The sequence below is a fragment of the Microseira sp. BLCC-F43 genome (genome assembly GCF_041929235.1).
Taxonomy (GTDB): Bacteria; Cyanobacteriota; Cyanobacteriia; order Cyanobacteriales; family Aerosakkonemataceae; genus Microseira.
In genome coordinates, this window is record NZ_JBHFNP010000281.1 from 79,735 (window position 1) to 95,243 (window position 15,509).

Here is a 15,509-nt window from a genome sequence, read left to right on the forward strand (position 1 = left end):
CTAAATAAAGTTATTTTTGGAAAAAATAATTCAAAAGTAATAGCCGCGATAGCTCCCGGATTTATTTCTACCTTTTAACTGATTTCTATTACTTAGATATAACTCAGGATCGAAGTTAGATATTACCAACCAACTCATCCCTTTTACGGTGCATCCGATTGGCGGAGGCTGAAGCAATGGCTATTTTTAACGGCACACCCGGTAACGATTTACTCGAAGGCACCCCCAATGCCGACACCCTGTTAGGATTTGCAGGCAATGACACACTTTTTGGTCGCGCTGGAAATGACTTATTATCCGGTGGCGAAGATAAAGACCTGCTATTTGGCGACTCAGGAGACGATACCCTCTACGGTGACTTAGGCGACGATACCCTCTTTGGTGGGGATGGAGATGACCTGCTATTTGGCGGTACTGGACCAGAGGATAATTTTAGCGGCATTACCAGGGATGTCCTCTATGGTGACGCCGGAAACGATACGCTTTATGGTTTAGCGGCGGACGACTTGCTGCAAGGTGGCGATGGTAACGACTTGCTGATTGCCAATAGTGGCAACGATACGGTCAAAGGTGGCGACGGCGATGACCTAATTCGGGGAGGTCAAGGCGCAGACCTCTTATTTGGCAATGTAGGGAAAGACAGTCTCTACGGCGACTTAGGGGACGATACCCTCTTTGGTGGCGATGGCGATGACCTGCTATTTGGCGGTCAAGGAGAAGACGCCAATTTTGGCGGTCAAAGCGCGGATGTCCTCTATGGCGAAGCGGGTAACGATACGCTGTATGGTCTAGGAGGGAAGGATGTGCTGTCGGGTGGTGACGGCGAGGATATCATCAGCGGCAACTCTGGCGATGATACCGTCACAGGCGGCAATGGCAACGATACGCTGTTTGGAGGCAAAGGCAACGACGTACTGTTTGGCGATGCTGGCAATGACCGCCTGTTGGGTAACTTGGGTGCAGATACGCTGAGAGGCGGTGCGGGAAACGATGCTTTTGTCATTGGCAGACGCTTTGATACTCCCGGTTTTCGCACCACGGGTGGTCTCACCCTGACCGATGCTGACTGGATTTTAGACTTTACTTCCGGTGAAGATGTCATTGAATTAATTGGCGGTTTGACGTTTGAAGAACTGAATATTTTTTCAGGCAACGGTGCTTACGCAGGCAACACAATTATTCAAGACAAAGGGACGGGCGAGTATTTAGCAATTCTTCAGGGAGGTAACGATATAATCGATCCCGTTTCTGACTTTAATCCACCGGGAATTGCCGACCCAATTACACCCCCAGCTTCCCTCAGCACTTTACAATTTTCTGCCCCTAGTTTCAGCATTAATGAAGATGGCACACCTGTGACTGCGGTGAATATTACGCGCACGGGTAGCAGTATTGGGGAAGTGAGTGTAAAAGTAGCCCTCAACGGGGGTACGGCGATTGGTGGTGCTACTCCTTTAGCAGCACCAAAAGATTATGACAATAGCTTTATTACAGTTAATTGGGCAGATGGAGATCGGGCACCAAAAACGGTTACGATTCCCTTGTATGACAATTTAGATGTGGACGGGAACAAAACGGTTAATCTAACTTTATTTTCCCCCACAGGAGACGCAATAATTGGGGAGCAGAATAGCGCTGTTTTGACTATTGTAGATAACGACAACGGCACGCCAAACCCAAACCCAAACCCAAACCCAAACCCAGACCCAACCCCCTCACCGATTGTGGTACTCGATAATGATGCCGCAATTCCCGATGACACGGGTATGCTTCACTTCGGGATTACGACAGTTGGCACCGATGTTGTTAGGGCTTTAACTGTGAAGAATAGGGGGACATCTGACTTTAACTTGGGTACGCTTAACTTACCCAATGGTTTCAGTTTGGTGCGTGGTTTTGATAGTCCCACGTTAGCAGCAGGTACTCAAAAGGATTTCTTAGTTAAACTCAATGCCGAGAATACGGGCATCTTTAATGGTACTTTGTCATTTGGCAACAATGGCAGTAATGGAAACCCGTATGATTTCACCCTGCGCGGCATTGTTAGTAACCTTACCGACTCAGACAGATTGCCAGAAATAGAAGTGAGGTATGGAACGGTTGAGATTTTAGATACAGCTACAGAAGCGATTAACTTTGGCACGACGAGGTTAGGGACTCCGATTCGCCAAACATTTACCATCGCAAATACAGGCACTGGATCGCTGCTTTTAGATGGTTGGGAATTGCCTAGAGGTTTTAGCTTTGTCGGAACTTTACCGAGTGCGATCGCTCCCGGCACTTCAGATCAGATTACAGTTGAACTAGATGGTCGTATTGCTGGAAATTTCCAAGGAATGCTGGGCGTCGGAACGAATGACGCCGATGAAAAATCTTTCGATTTCCCCATTACCGGCACAGTCACAACTGGACAACAATTAAATTCACAAATCAGCAATTTTGACCCGATTACAGGGACAGTCAGTCAACCAAATGAAGGCAATACTTCCAGCAGTGAACCCAGCATCGTTGACATCACTAATAGTGGAAATACTGGAAATTCAATTGACTCGAGTAACAATTTCTCTCAACCTTTTGCAGCTCCAGCTAGAGCGATTGACCCGACGATTGCGACTAATCTATCCCAGGGAAGCATAAATTCTTCAACTTTTGTGTCTTTTACAGACCCACAAACACTCGCTCCGATGCAAAACATGAACCAAAGTGCAAGTTTATTCCTTACTGCTTCGGACTTTCGCGCAATTTAATTGCACCGCCAAATGGGTGACCTGAGAAACCCTATTAATTACATGGCTTATTTGTAGGGTGCGTTAGCGGTAGCGTAACGCACCATTTAACTTATATTTAAAACCCCCAAAAAATCATCTAACCAAAGATAGAGATACATTTAAAAAACTCACTAAATCGACAATCTAATTCCTTCACAAGAAGGAAGCATTAGAACTGATATCTATCTAAAGTAGGTGTATAGCTTGATGTACATAGTACAGGAAAAGACAATGTTACTTTACAAAATTGAGGATTTTAATCCCAACTACCGCCAAGAAGCTTTTGATGGCGACGATATCAAAGGGCTGGATGTGTATGCCGGAAATACGAATGATAAAATTGGCACTATCGATACTCTGCTGGTAGATGAGACAGGACGTTTCCGATATTTTGTCCTAGACACAGGTTCCTGGATTTTTGGCAAAAAAGTTTTACTTCCCATCGCTCTTTGTCGCCTTGATTTTAATGCGAGGCGCGTTTACGCTACAGGTTTGCGGAGTAAAAACCAAGTCGAAAATCTACCCAGGTACGAGCATGGAATGGCAGTTGATTACGATTATGAAGAACAAGTGCGGGGTATTTATCGGACTCCAACGGTAGAAGCGTCTGTACCAGTAGAAGCATCATTACCTTTAGACGCAGCTGCTCGAACTTATATGGCTGTAGAAACATCACCTCCAGTTTCTACACCGCATCCTGTCTCTTCTCAAGCTAGTAATGCTGCTTATGACCGGGATACTTATACTTACGAGCGAGATCCTGCATTGTATCAGATGAACGAACGGGATCATCAAAAACTCAGACTGTATGAAGAACGATTAGTTGCAGATAAAACCCGTCGCAAAGCTGGTGAGGTAGCAATTGGCAAGCGAGTTGAAACCGAAACGGTACGACTCGAGGTTCCTGTAGAAAAAGAGCGAGTTATCATTGAACGCATTACTCCAGAAGATGCAGGGACTCCAGTAACTCCAGATAACGCCTTCAAGCAACAAGAAATGGCACGTTTGGAAATTTACGAAGAAACTGCCGATATTAAAAAGCAAGCCTTCGTGCGCGAGGAAGTGCAAGTCAGAAAAGAAGTTGAACAAGATACGGTTGTGGCAACAGACACAGTACGTCGCGAAGAGTTAGACGTAAATACGGATGCGAACAAAATTAATTCGCCAGGAGTTACGCAACGACAATAAATATGGTGACATGGTGCCGTACTCTGCGCGAAGATCGCACCCTACATATAGGTGTAAGGGTGCGTTACGCTATCGCTAACGCACCCTACATATAGGTGTAAGGGTGCGTTACGCTATCGCTAACGCACCCTACATATAGGTGTAAGGGTGCGTTACGCTATCGCTAACGCACCCTACATATAGCAAAAAAAGGAGGATATTTTCTCATGTCTAATCCCTGGCGTATGCCGTTGATGGGTGTAGCATTTTTAGCTTTAACCTTTGGTGTCGGTGCCACTGGTTTTTTAGGAAATTCTCAGCCAGTGGTAGCTCAACAAGCTCGAGCGACATTTCCTGACGTTCCACCTGATTACTGGGCGCGTCCGTTTATTCAATCCTTAGCTGAAAAAGGCATTGTTACCGGATATCCAGACGGAACGTTTAGACCAAGACAGGCTGTGGATCGGGATGAATTTTCGGCGATGATCCGCCAAGCTTTTGAGCGAGCAAGGATTAGAAACATACCGAGTGGAAGTTACTTTAATGATGTGCCTCAAGGCTATTGGGCAGAAACTCCGATTCAAGAAGCTTATGAAACGGGATTTATGAATGATTTTCCCGGCAATGAGTTTCGTCCAAAGCAGCCATTGACTAAGGCAGAAGCATTAGTTGTGTTAATGAGGGGTTTAAATATGGATTACAATCGCCCTGTTGCCACAACTAATCAAGCTGCTGCGACTCCAGCAAGTCCAACTCCAGTAAATCAACGTCGCACAATTGCTAGGAATCGTTTGGCATTTCCCCTCGCCGGAACTCTTTTGATGCAGCCTTTATTACCCGTAATAGCGAAGCAGCCGCCTGCGCCTGCGCCTGCTAAAACTGTTCCACCAACAACGACAACAACTGCAACTGCACCTTCTAGGATTTCGGCATTAGAGTTTCTCCAATCTTATTATCAAGATGCCGAACGGATTCCTCAAAATGCGGTTAATGAAGTTGCAGCAGCGACCCAGGCAAATATAGTGGTCAACTATCCAGATCCGAGAGTTCTTAATCCTCACGAGTTGCTCAGTCGGGGGAGTGCTACGGCGCTAATTCATCAAGCTTTGGTCAATCAAGGTCAGATAGAACCGCTTCCAGACCAGGAGGCTGCTAGGTACATTCCTAATAGTCCACGTCGCTAGTTTTGCGATCAAAATTTAGTTTTTATAGAGCAGTTAGCGAAAACCCCGTGTTTTTAAACCGGGGTTTTTCCATGATATATTGTCCGGTCGATTACCCTTAATTAGGAGTAGGGACACGGCATTATTAACGTTATCTGTTTTTCCGAAATTTCTATCCTGCCCTGTGCCTACGCAGCGGAAGAAGCCATCTTTATCAGGACTTACGCACGACCAGAAAAGAACCCGGTTTCTGAGTCGTTCGCCCTAGCTAGGGTATGCATATCTCTGGTTCCCTTTCCCAAGGATTTTTCGGAGAAACCGGGAATATGAGCGTAAGTCCTGTTTATTAAAGATTGTGGACTGCGTTCGCTCTACTCGTGCGGTCGGCATATCGCTTATCCTGCTAACTACTCCTCTACCCAATTGAGTAACCCCAGAGAAGTAACGGCTCCAAAAAAGTGAGCGCCAATCATATTGACGTTTGCCAGGGTGACAAAAACATCTAGGGAACGAATCGCATTTTCTGGCGTATAAGTTGCTGCGATGGTTTGCGGTTGAGCGAGAGTTTTCGCTAAAACTACAGCCACTGTTTCTTCAGAGGCCACAAACGCGATTAATAGCCCCACCAAACTAGAAATTAATCCAATCCTTAAGGTTTGAGTAATGTCTTCCTTGCTGGGTTGGAACTGGGGATTGGCTGCTTGCAAACGTCTGCCTAAAAGCCGATAGCGAAAATCCCAAAAGATTCTAAAGCACAGCAATAAAAGGCCAACAATAGCTAAAAATATGCCGAACCCAATCCCGGCATTATTGGTTTGTTCGCTCAGGTTGCGGCTAAACATGGCGAATAATAAAGCAATGCCGGAAACAGCACCCAACCCTAACTGGATCCAGAAGCTAAACCGACTGAAAAAGCGAAAAGTTGCGACGAATTCGGGTTGGGTCAGCGGTGGCGACAAGGATTCTGATTGATTCATAATATACACCTTCTTGCTGAATAAACTGGTTCGTTTTACTCCCTAATTCAAAAAGACTTGACCATCTGTTTGAATTCTTAAAGCCCCTTGGTTGTCATCAAAGTCTGTCTTTTCATTCAATGAGATTGCCAGCAACCCTGTTGCAGAACTAGACATGGGTATAACTTCGAGCAATCCTCCATCTTCGCGCACCATTGTGACCGTGACAGGGGTTGGTAGATTTTGCAGAACAATTTCTTCTCCACCTGCTAGCGTTCGGGGTTCGGTATGGCCAATCGCTTGATAGGAAATCGGCGCATTTGTGTCGTTTTTTAATTGCACGCTTACCTGACCTGCCATTGGTGTGACAGCGGCAATCGGACTCTGTGTGGTTTCTGGCAAAGGTGGTTGTATGGCAGTCGTTCGCCTCACAGGAGTTACCATATTTTGGCTTAACCCTTGCTGACTCAATCTTTGATTTGCCCCATTAGGCGGACATCCCTGGGGAACCAGAACATTACTGTTATAAGGTTCTTCGTAGTAAATGCCAGGACAGGGGTTGAGTGTAGAATAAGGAGTTGCTGATGCAACAAGAGGAATGGTTGGCAGACCGATTAATAGAGTTCCAGAGATGATTTGTAATATCCCTGGTTTTTTTAGCAAGCGATTGAGTTTATACATAGATACCTCCTGATGGAATCTTTCAAATTGAGTTAGGGTTTTCCAGATTTTTGGCGAGCAAATAGTCGATGGTCACTGCTCAATTTTGAAACAGTACCAAAGTTTGTTCACTGGTTTGATCGCCCCTAGTAGCACTGAGGTTCACCTCGTATCTGGTTCCTGGTATAGAAATGGCGGGATTAAAAGCAAAGCTGAAGTTGCCTTGCTCATCGGATCGAATTGTGCGTTCGAGGATATTCCGTTGAAACCCAAACAAACCTGCCAAAGAAGAGGTCGCCTGAACGTTGACATTAACTGTCGCATTTGGTGCGCTGCGTCCTTGCACTTCAACCCTACCGCTGACGCGAGCATTTTCTTGGGGAGTGATAATTTCTAGCGGCAGTTCGGCAGTGTTGAAGCCATCATCATAGCCAGCAAATAGATCTCGATCTAAACGCGAACGAATGACTTGATTACCAGACTGCAAACTAGCAGTAACTGTCCCAGCGGAACGAGGGAAATAATCTTGGCGGCGGATTGTATATCCCCCTCTGTAAACGCCGTTGGATACTTCCCGCATGGGGATGTTATAGGCAACTCCTTCAATCGAGAAAGTAGCTGTAGCATTGGGAGTGCCAATCAAAGTGAAATTGAGTGTGGTTCCCGGATTTAACTGCTGTACGGGTTGAGCAGTGAAGCGGTTAATATACAAAGATTGAAAGCGGCGATCGCTATAACCAGCAACGAGAGGTTGTTGCAAGCGGGTGCTGCTGATGCGATCGCCTCGTTGCAAAGTTGCCCGCACCGCTGTATTTTCGGAAATTCTATCCCAGTCGCGAATAATATAGCTTGCCTCGTAAACTCCCGGTCTAACCTCCCGCATCGGCAGATTTTGCACCGCATTTGGGATAGTCAAGGTAGCTCTAGCATACGGGGTTCCTCGCAGGACAAAAAAGAGTTCGGTTCCCGGATCTAATCGCTGTACTGGATACAAGGTAAAACTGTCGATCTCTGGTGCGAATACTCTGAGTTGAGCTACTTGGATAGAGGGTTTGGGACCCGCTTGGGCAATTTCCGGTAAATAAATGGTTGAACTCAACAGAGCCAGTGCTATTGTGGATATGATTTTCATAAAATCCTCCCCTCTTGCAGCAATGGGAATTTAAAGTCTTAAAAATTGACTTGGCCAAAAGGTCTATTTTTTCTGTTCAACATTCCAAAACCTTGCTTTCCTCTCTATTTAATCCAACTAACCAAGGCTTGCCGTCTGTCTGATGCAATAATAAAATATCCACCTGATGGAAGATGATTGAGGAAAAATTTATGATATGGCTTTCATTTAAGTGGGATGAATGTTCGCTATAAAGCCAATAAAATAGCGGTGTAAATTCCAGCACCAAGGGCAAATGCCCAAAACCGACTTTCTCTTTCTTCTGGCAATTCTTCTTTGAGGACGTTGAGAATAACTCCTCCAGCTAAAAAGGCAAATAAAACTGCGATTGCAGCTTTTCCAATCTCAGTAGCGCTACCCAACACCCACCCCACAATAATAGCTGCTGCTAGTAGAAAGCGTCCGATGCGATCGTAAATATGCTTGTGGTGTTCCCGCAAACCAGAGTCATTCACTACAAAGTGCAGCGCCATTGCAAAAGAAAACAACAGCAAATTGGTAATGCCCGGTTGTTCGCGATGCAGCAGCAGATAGCCAATCAGGGCATTGTAAATCGAAAAAGAAGCAATGTGCAGCCAAAAAACGCCAGGACTGGTGATATCGCCTTTGCCACGCTGACGGGATAATTTTGCCATTCGCTCCAGTCCATAAAATACAGTCAACCCTAACAAAGCTATTAAATAAACGTGGTGTTCTAAATAAGAAATCACCCCTGATTCTACTTGCTCTAATACCGCTTGGTGCTGATTTAATTCCGGTAAAATATGCACAAAAACGTAAGCAACCGAAACCCCACCCGCCGCTGAAAGCCAGCGACTGCGAGGGATAGGAGTAAACCGCAATTTGCCGGAAAATAAGTGTGTCAGCGCTAAACCAATGGCAATCGCTGCGGATAAAGCTAAAGTATTAGGGTTCATATAAATTAATCCTGTTCTAAAGCTTGAATAACTCGGTGATACCGCTCCTCCACATCTTTTTGGTCTTCCTCCTGGGAAATTTGTTTGCGGCTACTATTTAAAATCATCTCCGCGTGACGGCGTAAAGCTTCTCGTTGTTTGGAATTGCGGGTGTAAGTAGCGATGCAAGCTATAGCTTCTAACAAGCGAATCGTCACCGCGACATCTGGTTTACTGTACTGGCGAATTTGGTTAAAGGCACTATCAACTAACTTTTCAAACGTCACTCCAAGAGCTATGACGCGCAAATTATGCTCATCGTCGTAGCGATAGGGGGAGGGAAAATCTCTTTGAGCGAGGCGAGATAATCCGGCACTAAGTCGGTCGATGCACCGAATTGCGGTAAACGGATCGTTGATACCAGGAGAAATCGCACGCAAGGCAATTTCAACTAACTGATCGATCGGAAATTGTACATCCTGATATTCAGTTCGCTCTTTGCCCAGAATAAAAGCATCGTTAATCTGTTGGTTCAGGTTCTGATTCACCCGTTCTCCCGGCAAAACCATCGCTAAATCGCTGCCTTTGACGATAAACTTTCCCGGTCGATTTTTAACACGTACAAGCAGATTGTACTGCCGGGCAATTTTCATTAATTCCTCGTCATCAATTGCTTGCAAATAACCATCCCCAGTGGCTTTGATTGGACTGGCTTCTAAGTCAAAATTTGCGGGTATTTCTCCAACTTGTCGCGGGTGGTTAGCTTTATCCTCGCCGATTTTTTCGGGGAATAGTCTATCTATTGCTTTGTCTAAATCTGCACTAACTTGAGTAATGACGTGGGACGCTTGAATAATCGTTGAAGCATGATGGATAAAGTAAATTAGCACGCCGATACTGGCAATTGCCAGCGCGGTACCAACGGTAACCGAGAGTTGGGGTACAAACTCGTTGTATTCTTCTCCTTCTGAATGAATTGTCCGCAGTACGAGTAAAGAGTAAATAAACGTGGCGATGAAAGTACCAAGCACGATTTGATTGCCGGTATCTTGCATAAAATTACGCAGCAATCGGGGGCCAAAATTTGAACTCGCCAGAGTCAGCGCCACAATAGTAATGGAAAAAGCTGTAGCAACAACGCTGACCATTGAACCCGCAACCGATGAAAGAAGCGCGCGCGCACCATCGCTTCCACCCGTGTAAATCCACCCCCAGTTTGGTGTATTCCCTGTGCGATCGAGTGTTAGCATTGCGAGTGCTAAAATCATCGACCCCACCGCCATCAATGTCGGGATAAACCAATAGCTAGAGTGGAGCGAATCCCAAAGTTTGCTCAACTTGACATTTTTCATAAGTTGTGCTGGGGTTAAGATTGTCCGTTGCCATCTTGTTGCGCTTGTAATTCAACCAGTTTCCGCAGAGAACCTCCAATGCTGCGGGGTTTGGGAACTTCGCCATTACCAGCGGGCCATCCTTCCCGTTGACGAGAGCGATCGCCATCGGTTTCTTCGGTTTGGTCGTGAAACAAAATTTGCTGCGTCGGAAAGGGCAAGTCAATGCCATTAGCAATCAGCTTTTTCTTAATCGCAGAAAGCACCTTGTCCCGCGAGTCAAGTGCATCTGCCCATCGCGGCGGGTTGATCCACCATCGGGCGCGAATATTGACCGTACTTTCAGCAAGATCCATCACCAGTACATCAGGAGCCGGGTCTTTTAAAACCTGCTCCACACTGTGCATTGCTTCCAGCATTAAATGTTTGGCTCGGTCAATATCGTCGCCGTAACCAATGCCAATGTCGTATTCCATGCGGCGTTTATCAAACGCGGTGTTCACAGTCACAGAATTGGTGAACAATTCGGCATTGGGAATTACAATCCGGCGACCATCATAAGTTTTAATTGTTGTAGCGCGAGTCTCAATATTTTCTACCGTTCCCTCAAAGTCTTTAAACACAATTTGGTCATTGATGCGAAACGGTTCCGTCAAAAGAATTAGGATGCCAGCTAGGAAGTTTTGTAAGATATCGCGAAAAGCAAAACCAATCGCTACCCCGCTAATTCCCAGCAGTTGCACCAAATCGCCTGCTCTAAATGTGGGAATTACAATCGACAATGCCACAAACAAACCAACCAGAACAGTAATACCCTGTGCTAACCTTCCCAACACCAGACCCAAATTCCGGGCTTGGCGGTGGTTGCGGGTAACCCGTCTGACCAGTCTCTTAATCGCCCTGCCCACAAAGAAAAAGATGGCAAAAACAATTAACGCCAACACCATATTTGGCAGCAGGACAATAAAGTCATTAATCATGCTTTGAATCTTGTCCCAGACTGCGGATATTTCTGCTCTCATGAAACTTCCTCGCGCCTCAGTCGTTGTTGATAGTAGTAAAAAGTAGCGACGTAAAACTCTATCTGAAGGCTGTAGATTAGTGTGACGCAAGGCTGATTTATATTATGTCAGGTCGATTACCCATAATCGGGAGCCGGGACACGGCACGATTAACGTTATCTGTTTGTCCGAGATACCTATGATGCCGTGTCCCTACGCAACGACTGGGTGAGATTTTTTGATTATGGGCAATTCAACGGACATGATATTACAGCAAATTTTAGCCGTATGAGGTACACCGAAAGTTGGTCAAGCGCGCAGCAAAAATGGCTGCGCGCTTGACCAACTCAGCCGAATGGCTGTACGTCACTCGCTGGCAATTTGCTGTAAGACTTACGCAGCGAAACTAAAATATTGCCAATTCTTCCACAAAAAAAGCTCAATCAAATGCTCTAGTCCGCGTTCAACGCTTTGCGGAACACGACCTTATCATCGCCCGCCGCCCAGTAGTCGCGGATGCGCGCCTCCTGCTCGAAGCCACAATTGATGTAGAACGCCCGCGCGCGATCGTATTTCGCCAACCCCGATGTCTCGACCAGCAACAGCCGCTCGCCGCGCGATCGCAATGCATTTTCCACATGCTGTATCAGCGCCGTTCCGCGCCCCTGTCTCTGACAGTCCGGATGCACAGCGATCATATACAAATACCACGTCCGATCCGCCATCGGATCTGGCGCGTAGTAGGCGACCCCGCACGGCTCACCCTCCTCCTCGTCGGTAACCCAAACGTGACCGTCGTCGAGGTTGCCGGTGAAGTAGTCCGCCAGAACTTTGCCCAGCGCCTCGGTTTCGTTCGCGGGGAACATCCCTGCCGCTACAGCCAGCGCGATCAGCGCCGCCGAATCATCGGGGGTTGTCGGTCGGATCATGGGGAACTCCAGTGTTAACCGTTTGCAAAGGTCAAAAATTAACCTTATCTGGAGCAACTAGCTAGTGTCAAACCTCTGGTATCCCTTCGCAAAATTAATAAAAATATTCAAGTAGTGATAGTTGCGATCTCTGCATTTAGAATACGCATTTTGCCTGTTCGCTTTCTGATTTCAGTCATTTGCATATTCATTTTGGTATTTTCCGTAAGTCAAATGGCAATTTACTTGCTCATTTTGCCCGTTTGCTTTCTGATTTCAGTAATTCACGCATATATTTTGGTATTTTCCGCAAGCGAAACGGTTGTTTGCTTTCTGAGTTTACCTCTTCGCTTTCTAATTTCAGTAATTCGCGCAGTCATTCTCGTTTGGCAAGTCTGTCACAAGTAGCAGCCGTCTTTCGTCTTAATCAATAGAGGTTGTAGAACGAAGGATCGACTATGAGGTTGCTTGAGATTCAATCGAGCGTTCGCCAAGAAGGTTCCATTTCGCGATCCTTGAGCGATGAGTTTGTCCAAGCTTGGCAAATGACTGCTGAAGGGATTCAGCACAAAAAGCGCGATGTTGGGATCGATCCACCTGCTCATCCTACAGGACTTTGGACAAAGGCGAATTACACTTTGCCAGAAGAGCGAACGCACCAAATGACAGCCGCATTAACTGAATCAGAGAAATTGATTGAAGAGTTACTCTGGGCAGATCGTCTCTTGCTGGGCGTGCCCATGTATAACTTTAGTATTCCATCTACTCTAAAGGCATATTTGGATAATGTTGTGCGAATCAATCGCACCTTTACCTTCGAGCTGGCAACTTATACCTTTGAAGGACTGGCAAAGGGTAAAAAAGCCCTCATCATTACGCCAAGCGCCGGAAATTTTGTTGTCGGTACGCCCCTCGGTAAAATGAATTTCTGCGATACTTATTTGCGATCGCTGTTGGGATTCATCGGAATTGATGATGTAACGGTTGTACCCGTACCCGCTCAATTTATGTCAGACGAAATTCGGCAAAGAGAGATTGCAACTGCGCGAGCCAAATTGATGAAGTTAGCGACGGACTGGTAGACTATGGAACGCCTCGAGATATTCAATCAACATCGTTCCTTGCTATTTGCGATCGCCTATCGGATGCTTGGTAGTGCCACCGATGCAGAAGATATGGTGCAGGAAGCCTGGATACGTTGGCAATTGACCCAAGCTATCGCCCAATCTCCCAAAGCATATCTATCAACTCTCATCACCCGTTTGTGTATCGATCGGCTTCGTTCTGTTCGCGTACAAAGAGAGAAATATGTCGGGATTTGGTTGCCAGAACCTTTGATGACTGAAGCGATTAACGATCTGGGAGACAATGCTGAATTGGCAGAGTCGTTATCCTTTGCATTTCTCATGCTGCTGGAATGTTTATCACCAACCGAACGAGCAATCTTTTTGTTGCGCGAAGTTTTTGACTATGATTACTCAGAGATTGCTAAAACGGTTGGCAAAAGCATTCCGAATTGCCGTCAAATTGTGCGTCGTGCGCGTCAACATCTGGTGATTCGCAGACCCCGCATCAGCCTATCTCTTCAACAAAAAGAGGAAATTATCGAACAGTTTTTGATTAGTTGGAATCAAGGCGATCTGCATAAACTCATTGCACTCATGGCAGAAGATATCACCTTGTTCTCAGATGGGGGTGGTCAAGTAACAGCAGCACAGCGACCGTTAAAGGGTTGTCAAAAAGTAGCTCGCTTCTTAGTCGCAATTCGGCGGAGTCGGCTTATCCCTACATTCAGTCCTCGAATTGTTCTGATTAATCATCAACTTGGAATTTTGAATACTGTGGAAGGGAAACCTCAAAGCACTTTTAGTTTTGAATTTTCAGGTGAAACCATCCAAGCAATTTTTGCAGTTGTCAATCCAGAAAAACTAAAGGCAGTTAAGTTGTAGCGTAAGCGACATAACGAGCTGGCAATACTCACGCAGGCAATCTGCTTTATCATTTTGCCCGTTCGCTTTCTCATTTCAGTAATTCGCGCAGTCATTTTGGTATTTTCCGCAAGCTTTATGGCAATTTACTTGCTCATTTTGCCCGTTCGCTTTCTCATTTCAGTAATTCGCGCATTTATTTTGGTATTTGACGCAAGCGAAACGGCTCTTTGCTTTCTCAGTTTACCCTTTTGCTTTCTGATTTCAGTAATTCGCGCGGACATGCACGCCTTCGTCAAAAAGCCGAAAGCCATCGGTTGGCTACTGAGTCAGGATCTACTCTGGAAGCTTTAATAAACAATTTCCTTTTGCTTTAACTGTGCCATGAGTACCTGCATGAACTCTACAAAGACGTGAACTTTAGCAGAAAGATGGCGTTTTTGTGGATAAACCACCGAAATAGGCGCTCCTGGCGGTGCAACATTTTGTAGAATCGGTTTGAGTTTTCCATCGGCAATCGCTTGTGCTGCGACGTAGTTATAAAGTTGGGCAATACCCACGCCCGCGATCGCAGTTTCTAACAATGCTTCACCGTTCTCTAGGCGAATGTTGCCCTGCACGGGTTGCAAAATTTCTTCACCCTCCTGTTGAAATCGCCAATCGTAACTTTTGCCCGTCCAAGCTGAAATAAAAGCAAGGCAATTGTGATTTTTCAAGTCGGCGATCGCTTGAGGAGTTCCGTATCTTTCAAGATAGCTGGAAGCGGCACAGACGATGAATTTTGCCATTGCCAGGGGCTGCATAATCAAGCTGCTATCGCGCCCCATTCCAATCCGCACAACCGCATCTACTCTTTCTTCGATCAGATCCACCATCCGATTCGTCAGCGACACATCGACCTTGAGATCGGGATACTGCGCTAAGAATTGGGGTAACGCTGGGATAACGTGCTATACTCTGTTCGCGGCTGCGGATTGCTGGGAATGCCTACCACACCCGCTAGCAAAGAACACACAAAATGGGTTAAATTTGTGGAACATCGAGGCTCTAGTAACTTTGAAAGATTCATGCAATAAAGCTGACTTAATTTATGAACATGTTACTTACATTTACCAATCACTACCAAACTAAACTTCCTCTCGACAATCCTCATTTTGATATTTTTATGGTTATTGTTTTTCTGGGGCTATTCCTCTTAACGCTCCAGAAAAATATTGGAGACTTTCCTCTCTCTATCCTGCAAAGGAATCAAATTAAAGGCTTGGCAATTTTATTCATCATTTTTAATCATCTATGCTACTACACTGAACCGTCACCATCCCTCTACATGATTTGGTCGGAATTTGGTATGGTTGGGGTTGCTATTTTCTTTATCTTTTCTGGTTATGGAACTTGCCTATCTATCCAAGCAAGAGGAATTAATATTTATCATAAAAAAGATAATCGTTATATTTATTCCCTTGATATACGCACTGTCCTTACTGCTAGCACTCTATGTAATTTTCACGCCGAGCATGGAGAATAGCTTCCTATTGGAAATGCCGAGAATATTATTTGCTA

14 protein-coding genes are annotated in these 15,509 nt (G+C 45.6%); 6 read left to right on the forward strand and 8 right to left on the reverse strand.

Features of this window, described 5'->3' with window-relative positions:
* The first annotated feature begins 176 nt into the window (after positions 1-176).
* The 3 genes from ACE1CM_RS37460 to ACE1CM_RS37470 all read left to right on the forward strand — a co-directional run bounded on the left by ACE1CM_RS37460 (position 177) and on the right by ACE1CM_RS37470 (position 5,119).
* On the forward strand, positions 177-2,747 hold the full coding sequence (locus ACE1CM_RS37460) for a choice-of-anchor D domain-containing protein (protein WP_374884018.1): 2,571 nt from the start codon (positions 177-179) through the stop codon (positions 2,745-2,747).
* A 252-nt stretch (positions 2,748-2,999) separates the two neighbouring features.
* Positions 3,000-3,956 carry a DUF2382 domain-containing protein gene (locus ACE1CM_RS37465; protein WP_374884019.1) on the forward strand — a complete coding sequence of 319 codons (957 nt, stop codon included), beginning with the start codon at positions 3,000-3,002 and terminating at the stop codon, positions 3,954-3,956.
* A 206-nt stretch (positions 3,957-4,162) separates the two neighbouring features.
* Positions 4,163-5,119, forward strand: coding sequence for an S-layer homology domain-containing protein (locus tag ACE1CM_RS37470; protein ID WP_374884020.1), 957 nt, complete (start codon positions 4,163-4,165; stop codon positions 5,117-5,119).
* Between the two features lie 386 nt (positions 5,120-5,505).
* On the opposite strand, the gene ACE1CM_RS37475 is transcribed toward ACE1CM_RS37470, so the two are convergent.
* The 7 genes from ACE1CM_RS37475 to ACE1CM_RS37505 form a co-directional block, all read right to left on the reverse strand.
* Complete coding sequence (locus tag ACE1CM_RS37475; RefSeq protein ID WP_374884021.1) at positions 5,506-6,075, reverse strand: DUF3611 family protein; 570 nt, start codon at positions 6,073-6,075, stop codon at positions 5,506-5,508.
* Positions 6,076-6,117: 42 nt separating this feature from the next.
* Positions 6,118-6,735, reverse strand: coding sequence for a hypothetical protein (locus tag ACE1CM_RS37480; RefSeq protein WP_374884022.1), 618 nt, complete (start codon positions 6,733-6,735; stop codon positions 6,118-6,120).
* A gap of 79 nt (positions 6,736-6,814) precedes the next feature.
* Positions 6,815-7,846: a hypothetical protein gene (locus tag ACE1CM_RS37485; protein WP_374884023.1), complete on the reverse strand. Its 1,032-nt coding sequence runs from the start codon at positions 7,844-7,846 to the stop codon at positions 6,815-6,817.
* A 227-nt stretch (positions 7,847-8,073) separates the two neighbouring features.
* The gene (locus tag ACE1CM_RS37490; protein WP_374884024.1) at positions 8,074-8,802 is read right to left on the reverse strand and encodes a hypothetical protein; all 729 of its coding nucleotides are present in this window, start codon (positions 8,800-8,802) and stop codon (positions 8,074-8,076) included.
* Positions 8,803-8,807: 5 nt separating this feature from the next.
* A complete protein-coding gene (locus ACE1CM_RS37495; protein WP_374884025.1) occupies positions 8,808-10,133 on the reverse strand; it encodes a DUF2254 domain-containing protein in 1,326 nt (441 codons plus the stop codon).
* Between the two features lie 14 nt (positions 10,134-10,147).
* Positions 10,148-11,224: a mechanosensitive ion channel family protein gene (locus ACE1CM_RS37500; protein ID WP_374884026.1), complete on the reverse strand. Its 1,077-nt coding sequence runs from the start codon at positions 11,222-11,224 to the stop codon at positions 10,148-10,150.
* A gap of 341 nt (positions 11,225-11,565) precedes the next feature.
* Positions 11,566-12,042, reverse strand: a complete 477-nt coding sequence (locus ACE1CM_RS37505; protein WP_374884027.1) for a GNAT family N-acetyltransferase — start codon at positions 12,040-12,042, stop codon at positions 11,566-11,568.
* A gap of 437 nt (positions 12,043-12,479) precedes the next feature.
* Here ACE1CM_RS37505 and ACE1CM_RS37510 point away from each other — a divergent pair, with 437 nt between their 5' ends.
* Together ACE1CM_RS37510 and ACE1CM_RS37515 are read left to right on the forward strand one after the other, a co-directional pair.
* Positions 12,480-13,103, forward strand: coding sequence for an FMN-dependent NADH-azoreductase (locus ACE1CM_RS37510; protein WP_374884028.1), 624 nt, complete (start codon positions 12,480-12,482; stop codon positions 13,101-13,103).
* Between the two features lie 3 nt (positions 13,104-13,106).
* Complete coding sequence (locus ACE1CM_RS37515) at positions 13,107-13,970, forward strand: RNA polymerase sigma-70 factor (protein ID WP_374884029.1); 864 nt, start codon at positions 13,107-13,109, stop codon at positions 13,968-13,970.
* A gap of 329 nt (positions 13,971-14,299) precedes the next feature.
* Here the strand turns inward: ACE1CM_RS37515 and ACE1CM_RS37520 are convergent, their stop codons facing one another.
* Positions 14,300-14,893, reverse strand: coding sequence for a substrate binding domain-containing protein (locus tag ACE1CM_RS37520; protein ID WP_374884098.1), 594 nt, complete (start codon positions 14,891-14,893; stop codon positions 14,300-14,302).
* A 152-nt stretch (positions 14,894-15,045) separates the two neighbouring features.
* Between ACE1CM_RS37520 and ACE1CM_RS37525 the strand changes: the two genes are divergently transcribed.
* Positions 15,046-15,474: an acyltransferase family protein gene (locus tag ACE1CM_RS37525; protein ID WP_374884030.1), complete on the forward strand. Its 429-nt coding sequence runs from the start codon at positions 15,046-15,048 to the stop codon at positions 15,472-15,474.
* The last annotated feature ends 35 nt before the right edge of the window (positions 15,475-15,509 follow it).

What these genes read in the sequence shown, in the direction of transcription:
- ACE1CM_RS37490 (WP_374884024.1), bottom strand. Translation starts at nt 8,802, where the DNA reads ATGAACCCTAATACTTTAGCTTTATCCGCAGCGATTGCCATTGGTTTA.
- ACE1CM_RS37525 (WP_374884030.1), top strand. Translation starts at nt 15,046, where the DNA reads ATGTTACTTACATTTACCAATCACTACCAAACTAAACTTCCTCTCGAC.
- ACE1CM_RS37495 (WP_374884025.1), bottom strand. Translation starts at nt 10,133, where the DNA reads ATGAAAAATGTCAAGTTGAGCAAACTTTGGGATTCGCTCCACTCTAGC.
- ACE1CM_RS37480 (WP_374884022.1), bottom strand. Translation starts at nt 6,735, where the DNA reads ATGTATAAACTCAATCGCTTGCTAAAAAAACCAGGGATATTACAAATC.
- ACE1CM_RS37515 (WP_374884029.1), top strand. Translation starts at nt 13,107, where the DNA reads ATGGAACGCCTCGAGATATTCAATCAACATCGTTCCTTGCTATTTGCG.
- ACE1CM_RS37475 (WP_374884021.1), bottom strand. Translation starts at nt 6,075, where the DNA reads ATGAATCAATCAGAATCCTTGTCGCCACCGCTGACCCAACCCGAATTC.
- ACE1CM_RS37470 (WP_374884020.1), top strand. Translation starts at nt 4,163, where the DNA reads ATGTCTAATCCCTGGCGTATGCCGTTGATGGGTGTAGCATTTTTAGCT.
- ACE1CM_RS37465 (WP_374884019.1), top strand. Translation starts at nt 3,000, where the DNA reads ATGTTACTTTACAAAATTGAGGATTTTAATCCCAACTACCGCCAAGAA.
- ACE1CM_RS37485 (WP_374884023.1), bottom strand. Translation starts at nt 7,846, where the DNA reads ATGAAAATCATATCCACAATAGCACTGGCTCTGTTGAGTTCAACCATT.
- ACE1CM_RS37510 (WP_374884028.1), top strand. Translation starts at nt 12,480, where the DNA reads ATGAGGTTGCTTGAGATTCAATCGAGCGTTCGCCAAGAAGGTTCCATT.
- ACE1CM_RS37460 (WP_374884018.1), top strand. Translation starts at nt 177, where the DNA reads ATGGCTATTTTTAACGGCACACCCGGTAACGATTTACTCGAAGGCACC.
- ACE1CM_RS37505 (WP_374884027.1), bottom strand. Translation starts at nt 12,042, where the DNA reads ATGATCCGACCGACAACCCCCGATGATTCGGCGGCGCTGATCGCGCTG.